This window comes from Spirosoma migulaei (genome assembly GCF_054776855.1).
This window is the reverse complement of sequence record NZ_BAAHBG010000045.1, coordinates 142,751-167,854: the sequence shown is the minus strand read 5'-3', so window position 1 is coordinate 167,854 and position 25,104 is coordinate 142,751. Positions and strand designations below refer to the sequence as shown.

The 25,104-nt window shown below is 45.8% G+C and carries 22 protein-coding genes; 2 read left to right on the top strand and 20 right to left on the bottom strand.

Going from position 1 to position 25,104, the window contains the following annotated elements; all coding sequences use genetic code 11:
- The 16 genes from ACYVGO_RS37275 to ilvD form a co-directional block, all read right to left on the bottom strand.
- On the bottom strand, positions 1–482 hold a 482-nt coding region (locus tag ACYVGO_RS37275; protein WP_460973887.1), incomplete at its 3' end, for a YoaK family protein.
- A 199-nt stretch (positions 483–681) separates the two neighbouring features.
- Positions 682–1,113 (bottom strand): DUF1801 domain-containing protein, encoded by a 432-nt coding sequence (locus tag ACYVGO_RS37270; protein ID WP_460973886.1) that lies wholly within the window; start codon positions 1,111–1,113, stop codon positions 682–684.
- A 223-nt stretch (positions 1,114–1,336) separates the two neighbouring features.
- Positions 1,337–4,516, bottom strand: coding sequence for a sacsin N-terminal ATP-binding-like domain-containing protein (locus tag ACYVGO_RS37265; protein ID WP_460973885.1), 3,180 nt, complete (start codon positions 4,514–4,516; stop codon positions 1,337–1,339).
- Positions 4,517–4,776: 260 nt separating this feature from the next.
- Positions 4,777–4,998 (bottom strand): tyrosine-type recombinase/integrase, encoded by a 222-nt coding sequence (locus ACYVGO_RS37260; protein ID WP_460973884.1) that lies wholly within the window; start codon positions 4,996–4,998, stop codon positions 4,777–4,779.
- Complete coding sequence (locus tag ACYVGO_RS37255; RefSeq protein WP_460973883.1) at positions 4,925–7,285, bottom strand: outer membrane protein assembly factor BamB family protein; 2,361 nt, start codon at positions 7,283–7,285, stop codon at positions 4,925–4,927. The genes ACYVGO_RS37260 and ACYVGO_RS37255 overlap by 74 nt, the downstream gene beginning before the upstream one ends.
- 245 nt (positions 7,286–7,530) lie before the next feature.
- On the bottom strand, positions 7,531–9,549 hold the full coding sequence (locus tag ACYVGO_RS37250; RefSeq protein ID WP_460973882.1) for a M1 family metallopeptidase: 2,019 nt from the start codon (positions 9,547–9,549) through the stop codon (positions 7,531–7,533).
- A 46-nt stretch (positions 9,550–9,595) separates the two neighbouring features.
- Positions 9,596–10,024 (bottom strand): VOC family protein, encoded by a 429-nt coding sequence (locus tag ACYVGO_RS37245; protein ID WP_460973881.1) that lies wholly within the window; start codon positions 10,022–10,024, stop codon positions 9,596–9,598.
- Positions 10,025–10,034: 10 nt separating this feature from the next.
- On the bottom strand, positions 10,035–10,895 hold the full coding sequence (locus tag ACYVGO_RS37240) for a helix-turn-helix transcriptional regulator (RefSeq protein ID WP_460973880.1): 861 nt from the start codon (positions 10,893–10,895) through the stop codon (positions 10,035–10,037).
- 1 nt (position 10,896) lies between these two features.
- Positions 10,897–11,223 carry a DUF5615 family PIN-like protein gene (locus ACYVGO_RS37235; protein ID WP_142770662.1) on the bottom strand — a complete coding sequence of 109 codons (327 nt, stop codon included), beginning with the start codon at positions 11,221–11,223 and terminating at the stop codon, positions 10,897–10,899.
- A complete protein-coding gene (locus tag ACYVGO_RS37230) occupies positions 11,207–11,443 on the bottom strand; it encodes a DUF433 domain-containing protein (RefSeq protein ID WP_142770663.1) in 237 nt (78 codons plus the stop codon). The genes ACYVGO_RS37235 and ACYVGO_RS37230 overlap by 17 nt, the downstream gene beginning before the upstream one ends.
- Before the next feature lie 30 nt (positions 11,444–11,473).
- Entirely contained in the window at positions 11,474–12,739 is a 1,266-nt protein-coding gene (gene ilvA, locus ACYVGO_RS37225; protein WP_460973879.1) for a threonine ammonia-lyase, read from the bottom strand.
- A 118-nt stretch (positions 12,740–12,857) separates the two neighbouring features.
- Entirely contained in the window at positions 12,858–13,901 is a 1,044-nt protein-coding gene (gene ilvC / locus ACYVGO_RS37220; protein ID WP_142770665.1) for a ketol-acid reductoisomerase, read from the bottom strand.
- A gap of 168 nt (positions 13,902–14,069) precedes the next feature.
- Positions 14,070–14,369: a GIY-YIG nuclease family protein gene (locus ACYVGO_RS37215; protein WP_371731984.1), complete on the bottom strand. Its 300-nt coding sequence runs from the start codon at positions 14,367–14,369 to the stop codon at positions 14,070–14,072.
- 114 nt (positions 14,370–14,483) lie between these two features.
- Positions 14,484–15,017 (bottom strand): acetolactate synthase small subunit, encoded by a 534-nt coding sequence (gene ilvN / locus ACYVGO_RS37210; protein ID WP_142770667.1) that lies wholly within the window; start codon positions 15,015–15,017, stop codon positions 14,484–14,486.
- A 71-nt stretch (positions 15,018–15,088) separates the two neighbouring features.
- Positions 15,089–16,834 carry a biosynthetic-type acetolactate synthase large subunit gene (gene ilvB / locus ACYVGO_RS37205; RefSeq protein ID WP_460973878.1) on the bottom strand — a complete coding sequence of 582 codons (1,746 nt, stop codon included), beginning with the start codon at positions 16,832–16,834 and terminating at the stop codon, positions 15,089–15,091.
- A 96-nt stretch (positions 16,835–16,930) separates the two neighbouring features.
- Entirely contained in the window at positions 16,931–18,631 is a 1,701-nt protein-coding gene (gene ilvD / locus ACYVGO_RS37200) for a dihydroxy-acid dehydratase (RefSeq protein WP_460973877.1), read from the bottom strand.
- Positions 18,632–18,756: 125 nt separating this feature from the next.
- Between ilvD and murQ the strand changes: the two genes are divergently transcribed.
- Positions 18,757–19,566, top strand: coding sequence for an N-acetylmuramic acid 6-phosphate etherase (gene murQ, locus ACYVGO_RS37195; protein WP_460973876.1), 810 nt, complete (start codon positions 18,757–18,759; stop codon positions 19,564–19,566).
- A 176-nt stretch (positions 19,567–19,742) separates the two neighbouring features.
- Positions 19,743–20,312, top strand: a complete 570-nt coding sequence (locus ACYVGO_RS37190) for a hypothetical protein (RefSeq protein ID WP_460973875.1) — start codon at positions 19,743–19,745, stop codon at positions 20,310–20,312.
- Here ACYVGO_RS37190 and ACYVGO_RS37185 read toward each other — a convergent pair.
- The 4 genes from ACYVGO_RS37185 to ACYVGO_RS37170 all read right to left on the bottom strand — a co-directional run.
- Positions 20,309–21,547: an AGE family epimerase/isomerase gene (locus ACYVGO_RS37185; protein WP_460973874.1), complete on the bottom strand. Its 1,239-nt coding sequence runs from the start codon at positions 21,545–21,547 to the stop codon at positions 20,309–20,311. The genes ACYVGO_RS37190 and ACYVGO_RS37185 overlap by 4 nt on opposite strands.
- A gap of 90 nt (positions 21,548–21,637) precedes the next feature.
- A complete protein-coding gene (gene lon / locus ACYVGO_RS37180; RefSeq protein WP_460973873.1) occupies positions 21,638–24,127 on the bottom strand; it encodes an endopeptidase La in 2,490 nt (829 codons plus the stop codon).
- A gap of 179 nt (positions 24,128–24,306) precedes the next feature.
- Positions 24,307–24,747 carry a DUF6702 family protein gene (locus ACYVGO_RS37175; RefSeq protein WP_460973872.1) on the bottom strand — a complete coding sequence of 147 codons (441 nt, stop codon included), beginning with the start codon at positions 24,745–24,747 and terminating at the stop codon, positions 24,307–24,309.
- 121 nt (positions 24,748–24,868) lie between these two features.
- A partial coding sequence (locus ACYVGO_RS37170) for a site-2 protease family protein (RefSeq protein WP_460973871.1) occupies positions 24,869–25,104 on the bottom strand: 236 nt, incomplete at its 5' end.

Genomic DNA, 25,104 nt, shown 5'->3' with positions numbered 1-25,104 from the left:
ATGCCTAAGTCTGTGAAAAGCCCTGTTAAATGAGTTGTTCGAACACGGGCACTTGAAATTGAGGTCACCAACGAGTTTTGTAAGCCCATGGCAAAAAGCAGGCTACAGGTAATTATATCGGGGTTATTGCTCACTAAATCATGCCCCCAAAGGCCGATAATAAACAATATTAACGATTCTATTAAGGTAGGAAAAACGTAAATATAGTGGTCGTCGTGTCGTGAAATAATTTCGATGAGCAGATTGGAGCAAAATGAGCCTAGGAAAAAGAAAAATATGTAAAGAAAATAAATAAATCCTTGCCAAAAATTGAGCTTAAATACTTCGTCCATAAAGAAAGCAAAGTGGCCCGTTACGTTAGTTGTCAGCCGTTGCACCGCAAAAAATCCCGCCACATTGACCAACCCTGCAACAAACGATAATAACGAAGCAATTTTTAGGTTATGGCTTAACGTTCGGGTCTTACCCTGATGTCTAAACATTTTATATTTTTTCGTTGTCGTTCAACGCTCCTAAGCGGTCACTTTAAAAACGGCACACAACGGTTAGGGCTTTGTACAGGTTATGGTATAGAATTCCATCTGCCTGGAACCACTACTGTTTTAAACTATAAATACAAACGCGGATGGATTGTGTCAGCCGAAACCGAAGCGAATAGCGAACAAAAAAATGATTATGAAGCTACTCTCGGAGCGAATTCTCGACTCCATATTGTATTGCCGCTTCAAGTATATTAATGTTTATATCGTTCAGCGTTTTGAACTTAATGCAATACCCGCTCACACTCGCCTTGCCGAGGTTTTTTCCATACGTTTGCGCTAAGTAAGTTTTATCGCTGATACCAAGGATGTAGACAGAGATGCCTGTTGTGTTTGCGCTTAAACCAATTTGATAAAAATCTTTAGTTGTTCCATCTGCATACTTTATGGTGCGAAGTCCATATCCTATATTAGGATTAGAAACCGTTTTATTTTCACTGTTTTTGCCGTCCAGAAACCACAGTTTACATGCTGGTACAATTTGTAGAATAAGTTGGTGCAACGCTTGCATGTCGGTTCGTTTTGCTTCAGGTTGACTAGTAATATATTCGTTGATTTGTTCTTCTACGTTCATATAAAATTAAGGATTGCTTACTTTGAAAGTGTTATAAACTTGCTGCCAACGGTTTGGGTATTGCCGAAGGCGGGGAGTTTTAGCACAAAAGTTGAATCGAAGGACGAAAGTTGAACTTTGTACAAATATTCAATCGAAGCCGTTCAGCCCCGCTTTTGGCAATACCTTGTTAGCGGTTCGGTGTTCTTATTTTGTCCTATGAATTGTCAAAGTAATCTTTTCGTTAGTTTTGCTTACCATAATTACTTTCTATATACTTCAAAAGTTCAGATTCAAATTTGCCTAAATCAATACCCTCTTTTATATAAGCCGCTGGTATTAGTGTCCTGTAATCTCCGTCTAAACTGAATTTGTCTATTTGATGGGCATTTTCATAAATGTCTACTAAGTGGCCTACTTTACTGCCTAAGTCGGTATTGAATTTCATGTACTCAACGACACTTTCAATTTTCTCAATCTCATATTTATCTGCTCCTGTGTATTTGGTCATATCAATTGAACACAATGCAAAGCAGTTCGGGTTTTGGTGTGCTCTTAATGTTTGATTTCTTGAAATTCTTATTGGAGTTGTTTCGAGCCATTTAGATTTCACCTCAATATAATAAACCGGTTTTTCATCAATGTAAACTACAAGGTCTTGGCCATCTTGCTCGCTTTTCACTTTAGCATTTAAATTTTGTAACAATCTTTTCAGCAGCACATCTTCCAAGTGATTGCCAATTTTCTTTTTGTATTGCATTTCGGCTTCCACTTGCTGTTGTCTTAGCAATGCATCTTCGCCAAGTTTTATCAATTCATCAAGATTCGGATGTCCGGCAATACCTGCTAGTTTTCTTATTACGGCCTCATTCTGACTTAAAATAGTGAAGGACGCATCCCCGTCTGCCAACTGTACCAATATTGCCGACTTATTTCTTGATGTTGCCGGAAATAGCTTTTCATAAATTTCATTGTTTTCTTGGTCGGGCTTGAAATTCCTAATGATGTCAATAATATCACTTCTATAAGGATGTTTTTCCATGTGAATCTCATTTCCAGATTCCCCGAAAAACCGTACTTCTATGTCAGATGTCAAATCCAATGCTTTGATGGATTTCATTTCATCATGAATATTTTCAATTACCGAATGTGCAAGTTTGGTTCTAATTGGATTATTTGGCTCTACTATGCTGTCGTACAAATCCTTTACAAACTCTGGTATTTTGTTATCCCTGTAAAGATTTGGAATACCTTTTAATTCGTGAAGTTGATTTGGATAAATATCATATCGCAAGAATACCTTTTTGACATCTGCGTAATTGAAAGCTTCTTTTAAAACCGTGGCTAATTCTTCTAACTTTTCTTTTGTCCATTCAGCATCTTTATCACTGATATCATTCAAAAACACCTTGAACAAATCGTTTTGCCCTTTTCTAATGTCTATGTTGTCCTTTTCCTCACCGGTAATGGAAGGAAGAATAATCGAACTTAACTCTAAACCATAATGCTCTTCAATCAGCTTGATCACTTTCACAGGACCACTTATCGAATCTTCCTTAGGGATGATACTGGCATATTGAATCAAGCATGCCAAGTAGTTTTCAGGCAGGTTTGCTGAACGTGTATTTTCCTTTATATGTTCATCTAATGAAGCATTGATTAACTCCATGTAATTTCTTCTACCAAAGTTTTCAAACTCCAAACCTTCAAGTAGAAAATCAGTATCAATTTGCCTGTTGGTTATTTTGGGATTGATTACATCTGCTAGTGGAATAAGTGCATCCGTCAAATCAACAGATTTGCTTAACTCCACTTGCTTTCTGAATTGACCTTTGATGTTCGGTAATAAACTTCTGTTGGCGAACAATTCTCCTTCGCCTTTACGAATCATTTCCTGATATAAAAGAATTAAATCCGGCTTATTGAATGATTCAATTGCTCCCTTTTCTTGGATTTTATCAGCAATATCTGCAAACCCAATTCTTTTAATATCCAAAATATTCCAATCATCCATCAGTTTTGTCCAGATTGGTATGAGGTCTGATTTGGGAACATTTTCATAAAATCCACCAAGAATGTTGTAAATGGCTTTCAGGGTGTTTTCATTTGCTTCATGAATTACAACATTGCTCAGAAAAACTGCCTGCTGTGCCGATATTCTGGTGATTTGCGTTTCAACAAATGGAAAGGTTTTAAACTTATTCGTCCACTTCTCTTTGAATTTTATAAAGTATTTGTTTAACTCCGCATCATCTGAACTAACCGAAAAGTTGATTTCAGCCAGTAAATGTGGATTTTGGATTTTTGAAAGGTTGTTTTCTAAGAAAGAAAAAATCAAATCAGATGCCTCTTGCATTAGTTTCTGATTGGCTAATTCCTCTGTCTTATTTTTTTCATTTTCTGAATTGAGATGTAAGCCGTCTCTTGGTTCAGTAGGTTGGAAATTTTTCGAGTGAATTATATAGTTGAACCCAAAATGCTCTGTCCCTATTAATGGGTAAAAAAGAAAAAGTCGTGGTAAACTGACTGGCAAAATTTCTGCTTTCCCAATACTTGCCTCAGCAGTTGAATTACTTTCAATGGGTAGAACAATGGTTAATCTATCCGTTTTAAGATAGTTGATTTTTTTGCTTTCGTTATTTATTTGTATTTCTCTTGTGTAGAAATACTCACTGGATTCTTCAACTTCGTTTTTGATGTAGGTTGTTGTATTGCCTTGATTGTCAATAACAGTTACTTTCTTTAATCTGTCATTAAAAATCATCACATAAGGCAAAATTACTTTGAGTGACTCGGTGGCATCAAATGCTCTTTTTTTATTGAGTTCGTTGTTAAAACCGAATTTGAAAACGGTTTTTGGCAACTCGTCAAAAGTTGGTTGCTCATTCAGCAATTTTGTAACTGTCTTTCTCAGATTGCTTATTTCATCACACAGCTTTTCCCAATCTTGCGTGCTGCGGTCTATTACAAGGTCGGTGAATTTTATTTGGCCTAATGCCGTATGATTTGAATCTTCTCCTTCAGGTTCATCTTGAATAGCACCACTTACTTTCACTATGTCACCAAAAGAATGAGAAGTCATAAAGCCTGTGCCGTATTGACCAATAGGGTCAGCTTCTTCTCTTTCTAATTTCTTTTCTGTAAGAGTTTTTGAACTTACTTGCGTAAATAAACAATCTAAGGTGTGCATAGTAAAAGGCACTCCATTGTGTGAAAAGATTAACTCGTTATCTGATAGCTTTAACTCAATCTCACAGGATGGGCTTAAATCCACCGCATTCTGAAACAGTTCCCAAATAGCTCTTTTGGCATGGTTAGGCCCAATTTTCTTTATGCCCTGAATAATCTTATCTGCGTGTTGCTTTAAGTCGTTACGCTGGGTTTTATATTTATATAAATCGGCTCTTGATACTTGTGTTTCCATAAAAATTAACTCAGTTGGTAGTGTCGTTGTCTTTTACACTGACCGCTAACTCCTAAATATACGAAAGTTTTGTCGTGCTTTTTGTATTTATTTGTATTGTTTTGATAAAAAATAGTACTTTTGTTGTCGCGCTTTTTGTGTTGTTATAGAAGAGATTTTCGTTATCTAGATGTAAAAACGTTTTTTACACGTTCCAATTTACTCTTTTTTTAGGTTCAATGCGTCGAATAGACTTTTGATGTTGTCTAGCGATCGTTTGCTCACGTGGGTGTGCGGAGGGTAGTTTTCAGGTCATTATGACCCAGCAGTTCTTGAATAAGCTTGATGTCGGTACCTGCTTCGTGCAAATGCGTGGCATAGCTGTGATAGAAAACAAAACCCCAGATACCTACTCGCCTGCCTACTCGCTCAAAGGGATAACGCAACCAATTCTCCAGGATGTCCGGTAGCGCCAATGGCCACAACAATATATTGCTTGCCATTAATGGAATACGTCATGGGTAATCCGGCCTGATTGGCGGGTAAGGTAATCTCTGAGATGATTTGACCGGTTTGTTTGTCGTACGACCGAAACTTGTTTCCGCCACCACCATCAGAGCCGTACAGACCCGCGCCTTCTCCGGCAAACAGCAGGGTTTTCGTCACCAGCATGCCCACCCGATCGGGCAAACCAGTTCGGGGAATCTTTATGCCTTTTAACGCCGGAACATCCTTTACCCAGTTGGGCGTATCGGCATTGGGCACCATCCATTTGTGGTCGCCGGTGTTCAGATCAATGGCCGTGATTCGTCCGTAGGGTGGTTTTACTAACGGCAACCCATAGGGGCCGATGCGGGCATTGCCCATGTATGCGATGTAATCCATATCCGACAGATTAGGGGCCGACTCCAGACTCATGGGCCGGATAACCGTACTTGACGACACATAGAGCATCCCTGTCTCCGGGTCCAGAACACCGCCCTGCCAATTCGCACCGCCCACGGCATCGGGGAGCATTAAGGTGCCTAAATTATTGGGCGGATCGTAAGTACTAATTGGCGTATATAGCGGCCCTTTTTTATAGCGACTGACAATTTTTAAGGCTGCTTTTTTGATTTCAGGCGTAAAATCCACCAGGATGTCATCTGAATAGCCCTGGCGGTCGAAGGCGGCTGGTTTTGTTGGGAAGGGCTGCGTAGGCGATGTCCACTCGCCTTTCACATCACTTTGGGGTACGGGGCGCTCGTCAATGGGCCAGACGGGTTTCCCGGTAACCCGGTCGAACACGAAGGCAAAGGCCTGCTTCGTAACCTGCACAACCGCTTTTATGGCCTTTTCATCCACAGTAATGTTTGCCAGAATGGGGGGCGCTGGTAGGTCATAGTCCCAGATGTCGTGGTGAATCAACTGGTAATGCCAGACGCGCTTGCCCGTTTTCGCATCTAAACAAACCAGGCTCTGCGAAAACAGATTGTTCCCTGGTCGATGCCCGCCGTAGAAATCGCCCGTAGCGGCCTCTAACGGCAGATAAACATAGCCTAACTCAGGGTCGACCGTTAGCGGTGCCCAGGCTCCGGCATTTCCGGTGTACATCCAGCTCTCCTTTTCCCAGGTTTCATTCCCGGCTTCGCCCTGTTGCGGTATGGTGTGAAAAATCCATAACCGCTTTCCTGTTTTCACATCGTAGCCCATGATGTCGCCCCGAACCTGCTTTTTAGAAACAGGCGCTAGACCGACGGGGAAAGATGCCCCCATAATGATGACATCATTGACAATAATGGGGGGCGATGTAGAGCCAATCGTTGCGGTAAGTGGATCAACAGGCTGATCCAGGCCTTTCTTTAAATCCACAATCCCGTTATCACCGAAATCGGGCACCACATGGCCCGTTTTGGCGTCCAGCGCAACTAATTGAAAACTTGGCGTAATGTAAATGACCCGATCGTTTCCGTTGTCGGGCGAGGTCCAGTAGGCGACTCCCCGCCCGGAATTCTGGCGTGGTACGTACGTTTTTCGCTCTTTTTCGTCGAACCGAAACGTCCAGAGCGTTTCCCCCGTTTCGGCATCTATGGCGGCTACCGTTCTGCTTAGCCCGGCTGTGGTATACAATACACCATTCACCATCAAGGGCGTCGATTTAAAATAAAACTCCGAGCTCGATCCAAAATTGTCGGTTTTCCATCGCCAGGCAATTTTTAGATTTTTGGCGTTTTCTTTATTGATCTGATCTAAGGGAGAGTAATTCGTACTGGCGTAATCGCCCCGGTGCTGTCGCCAGTCTGCTTCAATGGTGGTTGGTTTCGCGTTGTACGCAGCTGGCTTAAACTGCATACTGACCCGCGACGAAGGAGGAGGAGTGCCAATCGGTATTGTCTTTAGTCGCGCTGTCGTTGATGATAACACCACATCGCCCTCCGGAAATCCATTGGCATTCAGGATAAACGCTACCAGCGACGAGTACAAAGCATCATCCAGCGAATGAGGATTGGTTTTGGGCATGGTCGATTTTGTCAACTCAACTAATTGCCCCACCGATTTACCAGCCCACTTGGTTATGAAACGATCCCCAATCAGCGCGTTGCCGCCTTCGGTTCCGCGTAAATCTCGCCCATGACAGGCAGCGCAATGCGTTGTAAATAAAGCTGCCCCAAGTTCTACCTGTTTTTTCGTGAAAACGCCCGAGTTAGCGGTTACTCCTGCTCGTTTAGTTGACGGCTGTTGCGCGTTTACATACGAGCTAAAAAGTAGATTGAGGACTGTCAGGCAAACAAACAGGGACAGGATTTTCATGTAGCCAAGGTTACAGGGGATGTCAGTCCAGTTAAAAGCAGGTTTGACAATGTAAATACCGCCGGGGATAGTTTTTATACGGGAGCGATTCAAGCCTTGCTTTTCTGTTGAAATTGAATCGCTTTTTTGTCATTCCGACTCCAGGAGGAATCTCAAGCCCGACTAATATGGAACTTTGAGATTCCTCCTGACGTCGGAATGACAAAAAATAACCTCTTGTTTTCTGGAGCTTATCTACTGCATGATTACTCCCGCGGCCAAACGTTATCGGCTGGATTGGCATCCGGGAAACGACCGTGCGGATCAAACGTTATCTTTTTGATCTTGCGATCGCCAAAATTCATGACGGCATTAAACGTGCGGCTACCGTCGAACCAAACCGATGCTGGCCATGTAACTTCGGCCGTCGTGGCATCAATTAGTTTGGCATTAGTCACTGGTTTAAGAGCCGGGCCTTCTGCGTCAAACTCAACCTTCAGCACAACTGGGGATGGCATTTGCCCTGCCTGATGGACCGTTACCGTTGTTTTGCCATTTGCGGTTTTCACTTCCTGAATCGATCCGTCAACCGTCTCCGTTGTCCATAGCCAGTAGTACCAGAACCAGTCAAGATTCTGTCCCAATTCATTGTTCATAAAGAACATATAATCCCAGGGTGACGGATGTTTATACGCCCATGCTGCCGTATATTTTTTCATGGCATTAATAACCGCCTGATCACCTACAATGCCGCCCAGCATGGAGAGCATCAGGGGCGCTTTGCCGTAGGTTTGAAACCGATAGCCACTCCCGGCATCATTGGCGTTCCACATCATAGGCGCTTCGTTTTCGTCACCGCTCATCTGGCCATAGCTTTGCCCCAAACCGTCCAGATTATACGGCTTTCCGTCGCGGTCAGCAGCCGAGAGAATATTCATATACTGGTTGAAACCTTCGTCCATCCAGCCGTAACGCGTTTCATTCGTGCCCAGCATCATAGGCCACCACTGGTGCCCGGTTTCATGATCGGCAGCGCCCTGATTCGAGTTAATGACCATCGGATATTCCATACCCGCGCTGGGGCCATCCTGAAGCGTCAATTGAGGGAATGGATAAGGTGCCCAAAGCGCTGAATAAAACTCAAGAGCATGGCGTGAAATCTTACCGGCCTGATCAAAAAGCTTGGCCCGTTCGGGCAGATAAACCATATGAATTGGAATGGCACCTTTGCCGGGAATGGTGGCGCGTGTGGCCTTCCAGACAAAGTTTTCGGCGGTGGACCAGGCAAAATCATTTACCCTGTCGGCAACAAAGTGCCAGGTCAGTTTGTCGCCCGTCGCCGTTGCTTTGCCAGGGCCTTTTTCCGTCTCGCTCACAATGATTACGTCATCATTTGAGTTGAGAACCGTAGTAAGTCGCTGTCTGGCGGTTTCCGTCAATACCTCGTTTGGATTCTGAAGTACGCCTGTACCGCTTACGATCCACCCACCGGGTACGGTTATGGATACATCGAATTTGCCGAAGTTATTATAGAACTCAGAAGGCCCGAGATAAGGGCTGGTTTCCCAACCACGCAGATCATCATATTTCCCAATACGCGGGTACCATTGTGTGGGTTGAAAAAGCTTACTGTCAAATCGTTGCGTCATGCGATGGCCTCGTCCATTTGGCCCACCAGGAAGTTTGGTGTGCCACTCGATTTCCAGCTCTGCCGTTGCTCCCGCTTTCACCGGATCGACCAGATTGATGGTGGCTATCGTTTGAGTAAGCCCGGAGATGGTCATTTTTGTAGAGGTAGTAGGACCACCGCCATTCCCGCGACGCGTCATCACTGGAGCCGCTGCGGTGAGGTCTACTGTCTGGCCCGCTACTTTCAAGCTCGTTAGGATCATTCCATCGGTTGCTTCGGCTGGTACGGATGCACCGCGCTGGGCTTCCGGGCGAAAGAGGTTATGATCAAGGCGCAGAACGATCGTTTTCAGATCGTCTTTGCTGTTATTATGCATGCTGATCTTTTCCGATCCGGTAATTGTCTGCGTTGCCGGATCGAGGCTTGCCTTAATGGTATAATCAGCTTCTAATTGCCAATAATTGGGGCCTGGCTTACCGGAAAAATCACGCGTACCCACCTTGAATGCGTTGCGGATCGAGTTGGTCATCGGGACATCGAGCCGGATCGAACGTTTGGGCGTGTCAACCGTTTTGCGGATCGGAAGATTGGTTTGTTGGGCTGATGCAACCGTACTGGCGATCAGTAGTGTAAGAACGGTAATTCGCGTGATCATGAGTGAGGAAGTGTTAAATCGTTATTGGCTAGACAGGCAACAGCACTTAGTCTTTCTTATCTCCTTTGAAAATCCAGGAAACGCCATATTTATCGGTGAATTGTCCATAGCTCCCAAATGGCACATTATGAAGCTCAATGAACGTTCTGTTATCCTGGTCTGCTCCGTCTGCAAGTTTGTCGAACACAGTTTTCAGTTCATCATATGCTTCGCCGACGACATAGATGCTAAACGTGTTCCCCGGTTTTGGTTCGAGTGCAGGGGAGGCCATCCAGTCGGTAGCCGAAAAATCGATGGCACCACTTTTCAGTTGGGCATTGATAATTCTGTCATGCTTTTCTGGTGGAAACTGGACTTTCATGGGCGTATCGCCGAGTTTGATTAGTGTTAAGTCTCCGCCAAGGCACGTTTGGTAAAAGGTCATGGCCTCAGCACAATTTCCATCGAACAAAAGAAAGGGGGTACAGTGTAGCATCGTTGTCTAATTAATTACCTCGTTTGGGTGTAAAACCGTATTGTTGTTTGTAGGCTTTAATAAAATGAGATACGCTCTCATAGCCGATTTCCATACTTACTTCCGATACGTTTTTATCGGTATTTCGGAGCAGGAAATGGGCATGATCGAGCCGTTTTCCACGAATCCAATGGCCCGGTGCGGTATGGAAATGGGCCTCAAAATCGCGCTTAAAGGCCGATAAGCTTCGCCCTGATAATCTAGCCAATTCGCTCATTGATAAAGGTTTGAGTAAATAGGTACTCATCAGATAATCGAGATCGGTTTTCTGACCCTGGTAAATGTGCCATAGAATGGCCCGTAGTTGCCCTAGCGTATCGAGTTCGAGCAAATGCAGCAGTAACTCCTGAAACTTAAGGCGTAATAGTTCATTCAGAAAGGGCGTTCTGGCACCAAAATACGGCAGCAGCGAGTTAATAAATGTTGTGAAGGTAGGCGAAGATGAAAACGATAAAATAAGATCGGTAGGAAGCGATGTAGACGCCGACTGAAATAGCGATAGGTGCTGACTGACAAACTCTTTCAGCATTTTCTCATTGACGAAAAATACCAGGCTGCGATAGCTGTTATCAATGGACTCGTTCATGGAGTAGCAACCCCGCTGGAAGAATAGAATATCGCCCGTACGTACGTGTAACTCCTGCGTGGGTGAACTGAATTTCTTTTCTCCTTTTAATACGACAATAACCGCGTGTTCTTCGAAGAATACCTCATTACGCTCGGGATATACGTCGCTTCGATAGGCCACAAACTTCATTTCTGAAGCGTCGGGGCGCTGAATATTCAGTGATTCAAACTGATTGGCCTGGATGGAGGAGGGAACGCGGAGCATACTATGACAAGCTAACTACAGTTGCCCCAGTCGGGAGAGATCTACTGAGCGTTTCGCGCATCTGAGGAAGCAATGGTTCTAAAAAAGGCATCGAGTTTCCCCAGGCATTAAGTACCAGAACGGCTATGGGATACTTAGCAAAATTCTGTTGATGACGTAAGTTTTTATCAAATGTAATAAGGACATTGAAGTTATCGGCCATCATCAGCATTAACAGTTCACCATTCTTTTTTCCCTGCCAGCCCATATCGCGAACTGTGTATATTTCGTGTTCAGGGAAATGCTGTTTTAAACCTTTAGGTAGATTTTCATCAAGCAGTAATTTCATAAATCAGTGGTAATAATTTATCTGAACTGAGTGCTTTGCCAGCTAGATCGAGTACAGAAATTGCCTGTTCTCGTGAAACAGAGGGAAACTCAGTCAAAAAAATATCCAACGAAATGCCACTCTCAAGATGCCAGAACAAAGACTCAACAGGTACTCGTGTTCCAGTGAAAACGGGCGTGCCAAACTGGATGTCCGGGTCAATTGTGATTGGGTTTTTCATAGTGAGAAAGCCTGTCTGGTTTACACGAAGCTACACCAAAAACTGAAATAAATCAGGTTGGTCATTCAGGTACTCAAACACGATGTTCTGGGCCTGCATTCGCTGGATGAGCGGTTCGAAATCGTCGCGACTCTTTAGTTCGATTCCTACTACGGCAGGGCCGGTTTCCCGGTTCGTTTTCTTGGCGTATTCGAACCGGCTAATATCGTCATTGGGGCCAAGTACATTTAAAAAATCGCGGAAGGCACCGGCACGCTGCGGAAACCGGATAATGAAATAGTGTTTCAGTCCTTCATACAATAACGAACGCTCTTTGATTTCTTCTGTGCGAGTAATATCATTATTGCCCCCACTGACTAAACAAACGACGTTCTTGCCTTTTATTTCATCCTTCAGCATGTCGAGCGCGGCAATGGTTAAGGCACCCGCGGGTTCGGCTACGATGGCGTCTTCGTCATATAGCTTTAGAATTGTTGTGCAGACTTTGCCTTCGGGGACTAACAGAACGCGGTCGAGGTTTTTACGACAAATTTCGAACGTTATGTCACCCGGACGTTTTACCGCGGCTCCATCAACAAACTTGTCGATCTTATCGAGGGCTACAACGTGGCCTTCGTCGATAGAGACTTTCATGGATGGCGAGCCAAGTGGTTCTACCCCGATTAGTTTGGTTTTAGGGCTCAGTTGCTTGAACACGGTTGAGACGCCCGACGCCAGACCACCCCCGCCGATGGCCATCAACAGGTAGTCGATTTTGCCTGTGGCGTCCCGGAGGATTTCCAGCCCAACGGTTCCCTGACCTTCCATCACCAGCACATCGTCGAAAGGATGCACGAACGTGCTATCGTGGGTATTGACATAGTCCATAGCCGCGTTGTAGGCGTCATCGTACGTATCGCCAATGAGACGCACCTCAACGAACTCCTTGCCAAACATGCGCACCTGTTTCACCTTCTGATTCGGTGTGGTGGTTGGCATGAAAATGATGCCGGTCACCGCCATCTTTCGGCAGGCATACGCCAATCCCTGCGCGTGGTTACCGGCGCTGGCACACACAACTCCTTTAGCCAACGCTTCGGCAGACAGGCTGGCCATTTTATTATAAGCTCCCCGAATTTTGTAGGAACGGACAACCTGCAAATCCTCACGCTTCAGGAAAATGTTGGCACCGTACCGGTCCGACAAGTTGATGTTTTCCTGCAAAGGTGTATGCGCGGCAATACCCTGTAGTCGTTCAGCAGACAGATAAATATTATCCAGGTCGGGGAGGGTTAATTTTGCGTCTTTGTCAACCACGTCGAGAATGAAAAATGTACAATGAATAATGTAAAATGTATAATGAGTAAGAAACCAACACCCATTATAACAAATTTACGTTATCCATTGTACATTATTCGTTGTACATTAATTAGGATTAGCTCCGCTCTGGGCGCAGTGACCGAACCGCTTTACCAGCCTGCCACATTTCTGAGTCACGCAGTTCGGCCAGTTCTACTTCCAGTTTTTCGCGGTAGTCGGGCTGCGAGTTGCGAGTGATGCTGATTTCAGCTTGTTCCTGCGATTTTACCGAGTTGTATAATTTTTCGAATACAGGCTTAGTGGCATCGTGGAAAGGTTTCCACCAATCCAGCGCACCCCGTTGTGCGGTGGTCGAACAGTTGGCATACATCCAATCCATACCGTTTTCGGCAACCAGTGGCATCAGCGATTGGGTTAACTCTTCAACCGTTTCGTTGAATGCTTCAGACGGGCTGTGGCCATTGGCGCGCAGCACTTCGTATTGAGCAGCAAAAATACCCTGAATGGCACCCATCAGTGTACCCCGTTCGCCGGTTAAGTCAGACGTTACTTCTTTGTAGAAATCGGTTTCGAACAGGTAACCCGAACCAACACCGATACCCATAGCGATGGCTTTGGTACGTGCATTGCCTGAAGCATCCTGGTAAATAGCAAACGAGGAGTTCAGCCCTTTACCTTCTACAAACAAACGGCGCAGCGATGTACCTGAACCTTTAGGAGCTACCAGGAATACATCGACATCAGCAGGGGGGACAATGCCTGTTTTCTCTTTATACGTTACACCGAAACCGTGCGAGAAATAAAGCGATTTGCCTGGTTTAAGAGCGGCTTTCACCGTTGGCCAGAGTTCAATCTGAGCAGCATCGGAGAGCAGGAAGCAAATAATGGTACCTTTTTCCAGCGCTTCTTCGATTTCGAACAAGGTTTCGCCGGGAACCCAGCCATCAGCAACCGCTTTGTCGTAGGTTTTACCTTTACGTTGTCCGACAATAACGTTGAAACCATTGTCGCGCATGTTCAGCGACTGACCTGGGCCTTGAACACCGTATCCAATCACGGCGATCACTTCATTCGCCAGTACTTCACGTGCTTTTTCTAGCGGAAACTCTTCCCGCGTTACCACTTGCTCTTCAACTCCTCCGAAATTAATCGTTGCCATGTTTAATTGGTTTTTGTACTCGTATTTAGGGTTACTAATTGGTTACGCAAATTTGTTTGTTTTTGTCATTCCGACGATAGGAGGAATCTTAAAGTATCCTTCTTGTGAATTAAATTAGCTTTAAGATTCCTCCTATCATCGGACCGGGTGGTCGCAGCTATGACAACACTATCCTTGAATTTCAGTATTCAGCGTTTTCCACTCAGGATTCATGGACTCAATTAAAGCTACTTTCTTTTCCCTGCGCCAACCTTTAATTTCTTTCTCGCGATCAATAGCATTACGAACATATTTATGGAACTCCCAGTAAACCAGATTATAGCAGTAGTACTGCCCTGCAAATTTCTCTGATTGGCCTCGCGATTCATAATGTTCTTGTAAACGTCTGACTAAATCATTTGTCATACCAGTATATAAAACTGTTTTATCTGGATTTGTAATGATATAGACGTAAAAAGCATAACCCATCAGCGCGAAAGATTGGTTTTTGTTTTTGTCATTCCGACGAAGGAGGAATCTTAATGTATCCTTATTTTAGGTTAGGCCAGCTTTAAGATTCCTCTTTCGTCGGAATGACAAAAACTACAGGTAAGATTCCCACTCTGCTTCAGGCAGATACTCGACCAGACCCTTCTCGGTCTTGCCGACAGCTACGCGCCCGGAGCGAACAAACTCCAGAATCTCGTATTGTTTCAGGTAAGCGAAAAAATCAAAGATCTCGGTGTCATTCCCCGTCTTTTCAATCACCACGTAGTCCAAGCCCCAGTAAACAACCCAGGCCTTGTACTGCTTGTTGATAGTTTCGACATCCAGTGACTTCGTGCCGAGAGATGTCGAAATCTTGAATAATGCAATTTCATTATAGACAATCTCGTCGTTGAGATAGCCAAATACCGCCAGCACTTCTACGATTTTACGAATCTGCCGAACAAGCTTTTCGACTTCTTCCCGCGATTCGTGTTTAATCACAATCGTAAAGCGCGATATGCCTTTCCGTTCTGTTTCTGATACGGTCAAGCTCTCGATATTAATGCGCCGTCGCGTGAAAATGATCGTGATGCGGTTCAGCAGCCCGATGGTGTTTTCCGTGAATATGCAAATGGTGTACGTTGTCATGTTTCGTGGTGTCGGGTTCTTAAACCCGACACAGTTTTAGGTATGTCGGGTTTAAGAACCCGACACCACGTTTACTTCAGTCTGATTTGCGCTACGCTGGCACCGGCTGGCACCATCGGAAATACGTTCTCTTCTTTTTCAACGATTACTTCAAGCAAGAACGGCCCGTCGTGGTTTAGCATCGTGTCGAGTGCGTCGGATAAGTTATCCCGTTCACTACACGTTTGTCCATCCATACCGAAACCTCTGGCAATGGTGATGAAATCGGGGTTTTGTAATTCCACAAACGAATACCGACGTTCATGGAATAACTGTTGCCACTGGCGCACCATGCCCAGGAAGTTGTTGTTCAGGATGATAGCTTTAACTGGCTGCTTGTTCTGAACGATAGTGCCGAGTTCCTGTAAGGTCATCTGGAAACAACCGTCGCCAATTATGGCTACTACCTGACGGTCGGGAGCGCCAACCTGCGCACCAAAGGCGGCAGGTAAGGCAAAGCCCATTGTTCCCATACCGCCCGATGTAACTAAACTGTTTGGGCGACGGAATTGATAATAGCGCGATGCCATCATCTGGTGTTGGCCTACATCGGTTACCAGGATAGATTCACCCTTAGTTTTGGTCGAGAGCATGTCAATAACCTCGGCCATTCTGATTTTACCGTTGGTGCTGGTTAATTCAGGAACCGTAATGGTTTCATTCTCAACGGCATCGTATTTTCGGAATTCGTTGCGCCAAACGGTATGGTCGTTCGGTTTTACGAGTGGAAGTAGCGCGTTTAATGCTTCTTTTGCATCACCAACCACAGGTGCATCGGCCCGGATGATCTTATCAATTTCCGATGGATCGATCTCGATATGAACAACTTTGGCTTGCTTGATGTACTTACTGGCATCGCCCGTAACCCGGTCATCGAAGCGCATACCGATGGCGATAATCACATCGGCATGATCCGTCATCACGTTGGGGCCATAGTTACCGTGCATGCCTAACCAGCCCACGTAGAGTGGGTGATTGGTTGGAATGGTAGACTGGCCCAGTAAGGTTGTTGCGACAGGAATACCCGTTTTTTCGGCAAAGGTTTTGAGCTCGTTTTCGGCTTTGGCAATCTGAACGCCGTGACCAACCAGTATATACGGACGCTTGGCGGAATTGATCAACTTGGCAGCCGCTTCGACTTGCTCCTGTTTTGGAATCCGACGTGGCCGATAGCTCACCAGACTTTGGCAGCGTTCGTACACGTAGGGCTTCGTCATCAATTCCAGTTGTGCACTCTTGGTCATGTCGATTAAGACGGGACCTGGACGACCTGATTGGGCGATGTAAAATGCTTTGGCCAGTATTTCTGGCACTTCGTTTGCATCCGTGATCTGGTAATTCCACTTGGTAATTGGCATCGTAACGCCCATTACATCGGCTTCCTGAAACGCATCCGTACCCAATAGTTTTTTAGCAACCTGCCCCACAATACAAACCAGCGGAGTGGAGTCAATCAGGGCATCGGCGATGGCCGTTACCAGATTGGTGGCCCCTGGACCCGATGTAACCAGGCAGACGCCCGCCCGACCCGTTACGCGCGCATACCCCTGTGCTGCATGACCAGCACCCTGCTCATGACGCACCAGAATATGATTCAGTTGCTCCTGATAGTCATAAAGGGCATCGTAAACGGGCATAATGGCTCCACCAGGGTAGCCAAAAATGGTATCTACGCCTTCGGCTAGCAGGCCTTTCATCAGGGCGTGTGAGCCGTTGATGTAAGCAGGGGCTGCTTGAGTTTCTATAGTTTCCGGGATAACGCTGGCGATTGCTTCCATGACGTGTGGTCGGTTTATGGTCGTATTCAGTTTGTTGTATTCCTGTTGTTTATTCGAACGAAATTCAGCCTTCTTTACTGGGAAATAAGCTCGCTCCTACGCTTCATCCGTCACACAGCCTTCGCTGGCTGATTTCACATTCCGAATGTATTTGCCCAGTACACCTTTTGTGAAAGGAGGAGCAGGTTGTTTCCATTCGCTTTTACGCTGCGCCATCTCTTCATCTGAAATATGTAGCGTCAGTTCGCGGGTTGTTGCGTCAATGGTGATGCGGTCGCCGTTGTGCACCAGGGCAATCGGGCCACCGTCGAAGGCTTCGGGGGTAACGTGTCCGACTACAAAGCCGTGAGTACCACCGGAGAAACGACCATCGGTGATCAACGCTACTTTGTCGCCCAGCCCTGCGCCCATGATAGCTGAGGTTGGTTTCAGCATTTCGCTCATACCGGGGCCACCTTTAGGACCAGCATTGCGAATGACAATCACTTGCCCTGGCAGAATTTCACCTTTCTGAAGTGCATCAATTACTTCGCCTTCATGTTCGCACACTTTGGCAGTACCATCAAATTTCAGGCCTTCTTTCCCTGTAATTTTAGCGACACCGCCCGTTGGTGAAAGATTCCCGCGCATAATCTGAATGTGGCCGGTTGCTTTAATCGGCTGACTCAACGGGAATACGATCTTCTGCGTTTCGAAATTTAAATCAGGTGCTTCTTCCAGATTCTCAGCGACGGTTTTACCCGTTACGGTCATACAATCGCCGTGAATAAATCCATTCTGATACAAGTACTTCGTTACGGCTGGAACGCCCCCAATAGCGAGCATATCCTCCATGTAATATTTGCCGCTAGGCTTCAAATCGGCGAGTAGGGGAGTGCGGTCGCTAATTGCCTGTATTTCGTCGAGGGTAAGCTCGATGCCAGCGGCTCGAGCAATGGCCAGATAGTGCAATACGGCATTGGTTGATCCACCTAGCACCATCACAATAGTCAGTGCATTTTCGAGCGATTTGCGGGTAATAATGTCGGCTGGCGTGATGTTGCGTTCGAGCAATATTCGCATAGCCGCTCCAATTTTCTTGCACTCTTCCTGCTTGCCTTCGTGCGTTGCTGGATAAGTGCTGCTAAAAGGCAGGCTCAATCCCATCGCTTCGATGCTGCTGGCCATAGTGTTGGCCGTGTACATGCCGCCACATGCCCCGGCACCAGGAATGGCGTTTTTAATTACGCCTTCGTAATCTTCGTCGGAGATGTTATTGGCGTATTTCTTGCCAAGCGCTTCAAAGGCCGAAACGATGTCTAATTTCTGTCCTTTATAATGGCCTGAACGAATCGTACCGCCATACACCATAATACCAGGCCGATCTAAACGAGCCATGGCCATTACAGCACCGGGCATATTTTTGTCGCAGCCAACAACCGTTACAACGCCATCGTACCATTGGGCCGTCACAACCGATTCAATGGAATCTGCAATCAGGTCACGGCTGGGTAGCGAATAGCGCATACCATCGTTGCCGTTCGTCATGCCATCGGATACACCAATGGTATTGAAAATCAAGCCTACCAATCCATTTGCCTGAATTCCCTGCTTTACATAAACAGAGAGTCCGTTCAGGTGCATGTTACAGGTGTTCCCTTCATAGCCCGTGCTGGCAATGCCAATTTGGGGCTTCTGCATGTCGTCCTCACTTAAGCCCACCCCATAAAGCATTGCTTTGGCGGCTGGGTTACTGATTTCCTGGGTTAGGGTACGACTAAAACGATTTAATTCGGCAGTTGGCTGTTCGGCAATCATAATTAACAATTAGCGAAATTTCGCTGATGGTGTAATAACGCTGTAAATAAACTTCATGTTTTTATGAAAGGCAAGAAAAATCGGATTATTTGTTAGTTAAAATAGGTACTTATTACTTTTGAGGTATGACAACAGAAACAGCCTCGCACTACGACCATCTAGAGCAAATGTCGGTTCACGACTTGCTGACCAATATTAATAAGGAAGATAAAACCGTACCACTCGCTGTAGAGAAGGCCATTCCGCAGATTGAAGCGTTGGTGACGGAAATTGTCAAACGCATGAAACAGGGTGGTCGACTCATTTATATAGGAGCTGGAACCAGCGGTCGGCTTGGCGTTGTCGATGCCTCCGAATGCCCGCCAACCTATGGTGTACCCCATGATTTAGTCATTGGTCTGATGGCGGGTGGCGATGGCGCGATTCGCAAAGCGGTCGAGTTTGCCGAGGATGATGCCGAACAGGCCTGGAAAGATATTGCGCCTTATCAGCCAGATGAACACGATACCGTTATTGGTATTGCGGCTTCGGGTCGAACGCCTTATGTTATTGGCGGGTTGCAGGAAGCCCGAAAAGCTGGCCTTCTAACGGGGTGTATTGTTTGTAACGAAGGGTCGGCGGTGGCACAAGCTGCTGAATATCCCGTGGAAGTAGTTACAGGACCGGAATTTGTAACGGGCAGCACCCGTATGAAAGCCGGGACTGCGCAGAAGCTGGCGCTGAATATGATTTCGACTTCCGTTATGATTCAGTTGGGCCGGGTGAGGGGTAATAAAATGGTCGATATGCAATTAACGAATATTAAGTTACAGGATCGGGCCGCTAAGATGGTGATGAGCGAGATTGGTGTTGGCCGGGAAGAAGCCGAGGAGTTATTGGCGAAATTTGGAAATGTTCGTGGAGCGATTGACGGCTTTGCTCAATCTAAAGAATGAGTTGCTGGTGAAGTAACTTGCCAGATTTGGGCTGAATATTGACTCTATTATAGAATTCAAGTTAAGTAGATTAAGACGTTTTTTTGTCATTTCGACCGTAGGGAGAAATCTCAACGTCTCATATTAGTCAAGTTTGAGATTTCTCCTGACGTCGAAATGACAGAAAAAAGAAAATAATGAACAAAGCGGTATTACTCATCGGGCGTAACCCAAACGTACTGGCTAATCTGGCGTCAGCTTTAATCGAGGAAGGCTTTTTGGTAAAGACCACGAGCCTTATTGAGCAGGCCAGTCAGGAGTTCAATGCCGCCGATTTTGACTTGATTGCCTTTGGACGGGGCGTTGATGCCGCAACGAATACAACCCTTAGAGCCAGTTTTCTAGATCAGAATCCGGCGATTCTGTTTGTGGATGGTCTGGCCCCAGTCATTCCACTTTTAGTAAAGCAGATCAAGCTGGAATTAGCCAATAAGTCTGTTGCCCGACAGGTAATTACAAATTTTAGTTGTGAGCAGACTGATGATACCTTACGCATTAATGTATCTACGGCAGTCGATTGCCAGTTAACGATTGACCTGTATCAGCTCGATGCTGTTCACCACACGCAGCAAAAAACAATCGTTTCGGAATTTGTGACTGAAGGGAGTCATATATTCTTACTTGACGACCTGCCCAATATGAAAACAACTATCAATTTCTTAGTGGCTGAGGTGCCTGATCTTGATTTAGCCGTCGTACCGATTTAATGGAGAACACGGGTGCCTGTTTGTCGGGGTTGAATTGGCTCACATTTCGTTAATAGCTGCGCTGTTTCGGCCAGGCAACGGATAAGCGAAAAACACCCAACGGCAGAAAGCGACTTGGCCGATACCAAGGGTTGGCCATGCTGATCGACGGCTATATGCCAACCGATGTGTTTTGCATCAGGAAAATTATGGAAGCTGTAATCATGAATCCGTTTGAACCACTTTAAGCAATCAGGCTGGCGTGTATACACATAGCATTTTACCAGAGTAGCCATTGCCTCAACCTGTACCCAAGCCCATTTCTGTCGTCCGTCCGGGAACAGAAGTGGTTGCTGTTTAACGTCGATATATTGATTTAATCCTCCCCCTGCAAGTTCATCCCACGCTTGTTCGCAAAGGCGTAAACACCAGCCTACAAGCTGCGTTGCCAGTTTTCGGTTCGTAATTGTACTGGAACCTGTTCTAGGCAAACCACTTTCCGCAGAAAAATCAAGAAGATAACTAGCAGTTTGGAAGGTCAGCCCAACATTGACCCGGCGACCTTCTGGGGTGTTAACGAATGCGCCTTCAGGTAAAATAAACTCACGAAGTACATCCGTCCGGCGATCGACAAACTCGTTCAGTAATTCCTGGACAACCCCATCTAAAGCTTGTTTCCAGGTTTCTTCGCTCAAAAGTGGCTGCATCTCCAATACTGTTTTAAGTACGGCGATGGGTTCGCTTAAGTGTCGGATTTGTCGGAAGCCGCCAATAGTTTCGGCTTGTTCAGCCCTAATTTCGTCGCGATGCTGAAGCAGGCCTGTAAAAGTTTGTTTAGCTAGCATGGCCCACTCATCATTGCCGGTGGCACGGTGGAGCTGAGCATAGGCCATAACCACCGAACAGTCAGGAATGGCATCTGTTGAAGCGGCTACGGCTCGACCTCGCCGGTCGAGTTGGGCGTAGCAGGAAAGAGTGTCGTTATGCGCAAACTGACTGAGAAAGTTAGCGCCATGTCGGGCGTGTTCGAGCCATGTCGGTTGCCCATCGAGGGTATTATAAAGCCAGGCGAACGCCCATGTTTGCTGAGCCTGCTGCGTAATGCATTTATCTCCTTCAATTACCTCTCCCGTGGTTGATAGTAAATCGAAATATCCTCCACATTGCTCATCCCGACCATGCTTGAGCCAGAACGGCACAACCTGCCGAAGCAGTGCCTGTTGATAGGTAGCAGAGAGTTTAAGAAAATCAAGCAAAGGGATTTACGAATTACGATGTACGGATTACGATGTACGAATTACTTTCGCGTCGTGCCAAATCGTAATTCGTACATCGTGATCCGTAAATTAATACACTTTCTCTACTTCGCGGTGTTCTCGTTCTTCGGGCAATATGAATTTCATGGGTTTGCCAACCTGACCAGGCAGCAAGGCAATGTTCAACACCTGATCTACTGTATCTGCGTAATGGAAAGTCAGGTCTTTGATATAGGTCTGATTAATTTCCTCAATGTCTTTCCGGTTTTTCGAGCAGAGAATAATTTCTTTAATACCTGCCCGATTAGCTGCCAGAATCTTTTCTTTGATGCCGCCTACGGGAAGTACCTTGCCCCGAAGCGTCACCTCGCCCGTCATAGCCAGGTACGGCTTCACTTTGCGTTGGGTGTAAATCGACGTCATGGAGGTCAGCATCGTGATGCCTGCTGATGGCCCGTCTTTGGGTACGGCTCCGGCAGGAATATGGATGTGCAGATCGTAATGATTAAAGACTCGATAGTCGATACCCAGTTCATCGGCATGGGCTTTCAGGTAGGAGAGAGCCGTAACGGCTGATTCCTTCATAACATCTCCCAATTGACCAGACAGGGTCAGAACCCCTTTTCCCCGGCTCAGGCTTGATTCGATAAGCAGGATTTCGCCCCCAACCTGTGTCCAGGCTAAGCCCGTTACTATGCCAGCGATATCGTCATCGGCGTAGAGTTCCTTATCAAAAACCTCGGCACCGAGCATTTTAGAAATATCGGTCGCTTTAACCGTATGGTTATAGTCCTCCTCCATCGCAATGGATTTGGCTATTTTTCTGATGAGTGCGCCAATTTTCTGCTCCAGATTCCGTACACCTGACTCCCGAGTATAGCCTTCAATGATGCGAAGAATAGCTTTATCTTCAATCACTAAATCTTTAGGCTTCAGTCCGTGATCTTTCCGCTGTTTTGGAACCAGGTACTTTTTGGCAATCTGCACTTTTTCTTCAACCGTATAGCCTGCAATATCGATGATCTCCATCCGGTCGCGCAGGGCGGGGTGAATGGTATCAAGTGAGTTAGCCGTTGCAATGAACAATACCCGCGAGAGATCGAACTCGGTTTCGAGGTAATTGTCCATGAAGGTTGAGTTCTGCTCTGGATCCAGTACTTCGAGCAAAGCTGAAGATGGATCGCCCCGGAAATCAGAACTTACCTTATCGATCTCATCCAGAATAAAAACTGGATTGGCTGTCCCACATTTACGGATATTCTGGATAATCTTACCCGGCATAGCCCCGATGTACGTTTTACGGTGACCCCGAATTTCGGCTTCATCGTGAACGCCACCTAGTGCCATGCGGCTATATTTTCGGCCCAGGGCCTTTGCCACCGACTTACCCAATGAGGTTTTACCCACACCCGGAGGGCCGTAAAGGCACAGGATTGGGGCCTTCATATCGTTTTTAAGTTTCAGAACGGCTAAGTACTCAATGATCCGTTCTTTCACTTTTTCCAGGCCAAAGTGGTCACCATCCAGAATTTTCTGCGCGCGCTTCAGGTCGAAATTATCTTTGGTGAACTCGTTCCAAGGTAGATCAACCATCAGCTCGACGTAATTCATCGTCACCGGATATTCCGGAGCCATCGGGTTGATACGCTGCAACTTGTTAAGCTCTTTATCGAAATGACTCCGAACTTCGGTAGGCCATTTCTTTTTATCAGCTTTCATGCGCAGTTCATCGATCTCGCGGTCTGGGTTGTCCATACCAAGCTCATCCTGCAGGACTTTCATCTGCTGACGCAGGTAGTAGTCGCGTTGCTGCTGGTCGAGATCTGACGAGGCTTTTGACTGAATTTCGCGTTTCAGTTCCAGCAATTGCACTTCACGAAGCATGTATTCGAGCAGTAAGCTTGCCTGCTGGCTTCCATCGGTCAATTCCAGAAGGCGCTGTTTATCAGCTACATCAGCATTGATGTTCGATGACAGGAAGTGTAGCAAAAAGGTCGAACTTTCTATATTATCTAAAGCAATTCGGGCTTCCTGTGGAATTTCGGGGTTAAGACGGAGAATTTTATAAGCTGCATCTTTCAGCGATTGCAGCATTGCTTTTCCTTCTTTTTTATTAACGCTCGGGAAGGCATCGTCAATCTGACGAACCTGCGCCGTTATAAACGGTTCTTCCTGAGTGATTTGCTGAATTTCAAAGCGCTTCTTTCCCTGAATAATAATGGTGATATTGCCATCAGGCAGGGTAATCATTTTAATAATATAAGCCACCGTTCCGAACCGGTACAGGTCATCGGCGGTGGGTTCGTCTTTCTGTTGATTAAGCTGTGCCGTTACACCAATAATTCGGTTGCCTTTATAGGCTTTTTTTACCAGCCGAATCGACTTTGCCCGCCCTACCGTGACGGGAATTACCATACCTGGAAACAACACTGTATTGCGAACCGGAAGAATGGGAAGGTTTGCCGGTAACTCATAGTCTTCATCTAACCCTTCAGGTGATCCGAGAGGCACAATTTCTAAATTATCCGAATCAAAATCGGCCAACAGTAAACGGGTCGCAAATTCTTTTTGTGAATTCATACATACACTGCCAGTCTGGCAGCATTCAATATTGGGTTGGTTCCTAAACTGTAAGGAAAGGCAAGGGAAATGAGGTAGTTGCAAGCGTCGTGCCAATCGTATACTTATGACGAATTGACGGACTAATTGTTACTATTACAAAACTAACTATTTAGGAAGGTTAATGTCACAGAAATTTATTAATCGAACGAAATGTCCTGAACAGGCTGATTTTTACGGAAAACGAACGTTTTTTTCTGTCCCTGATACTGCACATTAACCATGTTTACCTGGTCGTCAAACAGCTCCATCAGCACGTTTTGTTTCAATAATCCACCTTTAAAAGGCTCTGTATAAGGCATTTCCAGGTAGAGCCAGTTTGCATCCGCTTCTACTTCGTGACCAACGTATTTGACCGGTTTCGTCTGCTTCTGTGGGGATACATACGAGAAATGGGCCTGTATGTATTTCTCGATTAGAGGATCGTGTTTAGCGGGTGGGCCATCTAAATTAATTTTACTGTTTGATGCGGCTGAAAGTGCTTTCTCAAAATCATCGGTGAAGATCCGAACACTAATTTCGAAGACTCGATCTTTTGCATTGTACTGCATCTGGGTCACACTGGCATGAAATTCGTGCACCGACCGACTGGCTGTCGAAATGATTATTAAAACGCAAAGGCGCAAAGAATACGCAAAGAACGCTATGGTTCTCTTCGCGTTCTTTGCGCTTGTCTTCGCGCCTTTGCGTTTTAACAAACTATTAAAAAACAGCCTTGAATACATCATTGAAAATGGCGAAGGCCATCAAACCAAGTAAAATAACCATACCCACTTTTTGGGCACCTTCCAGAAAGCGATCTGATGGCTTACGACCCGAAATAATCTCATAACCCAAAATGGTTGCGTGACCACCATCGAGGGCTGGGATCGGTAGGGCGTTCATAAAGGCAAGCGCCATCGAGAGTAAGCCGGTAACCGTCAAGTCGGATCGTAGCC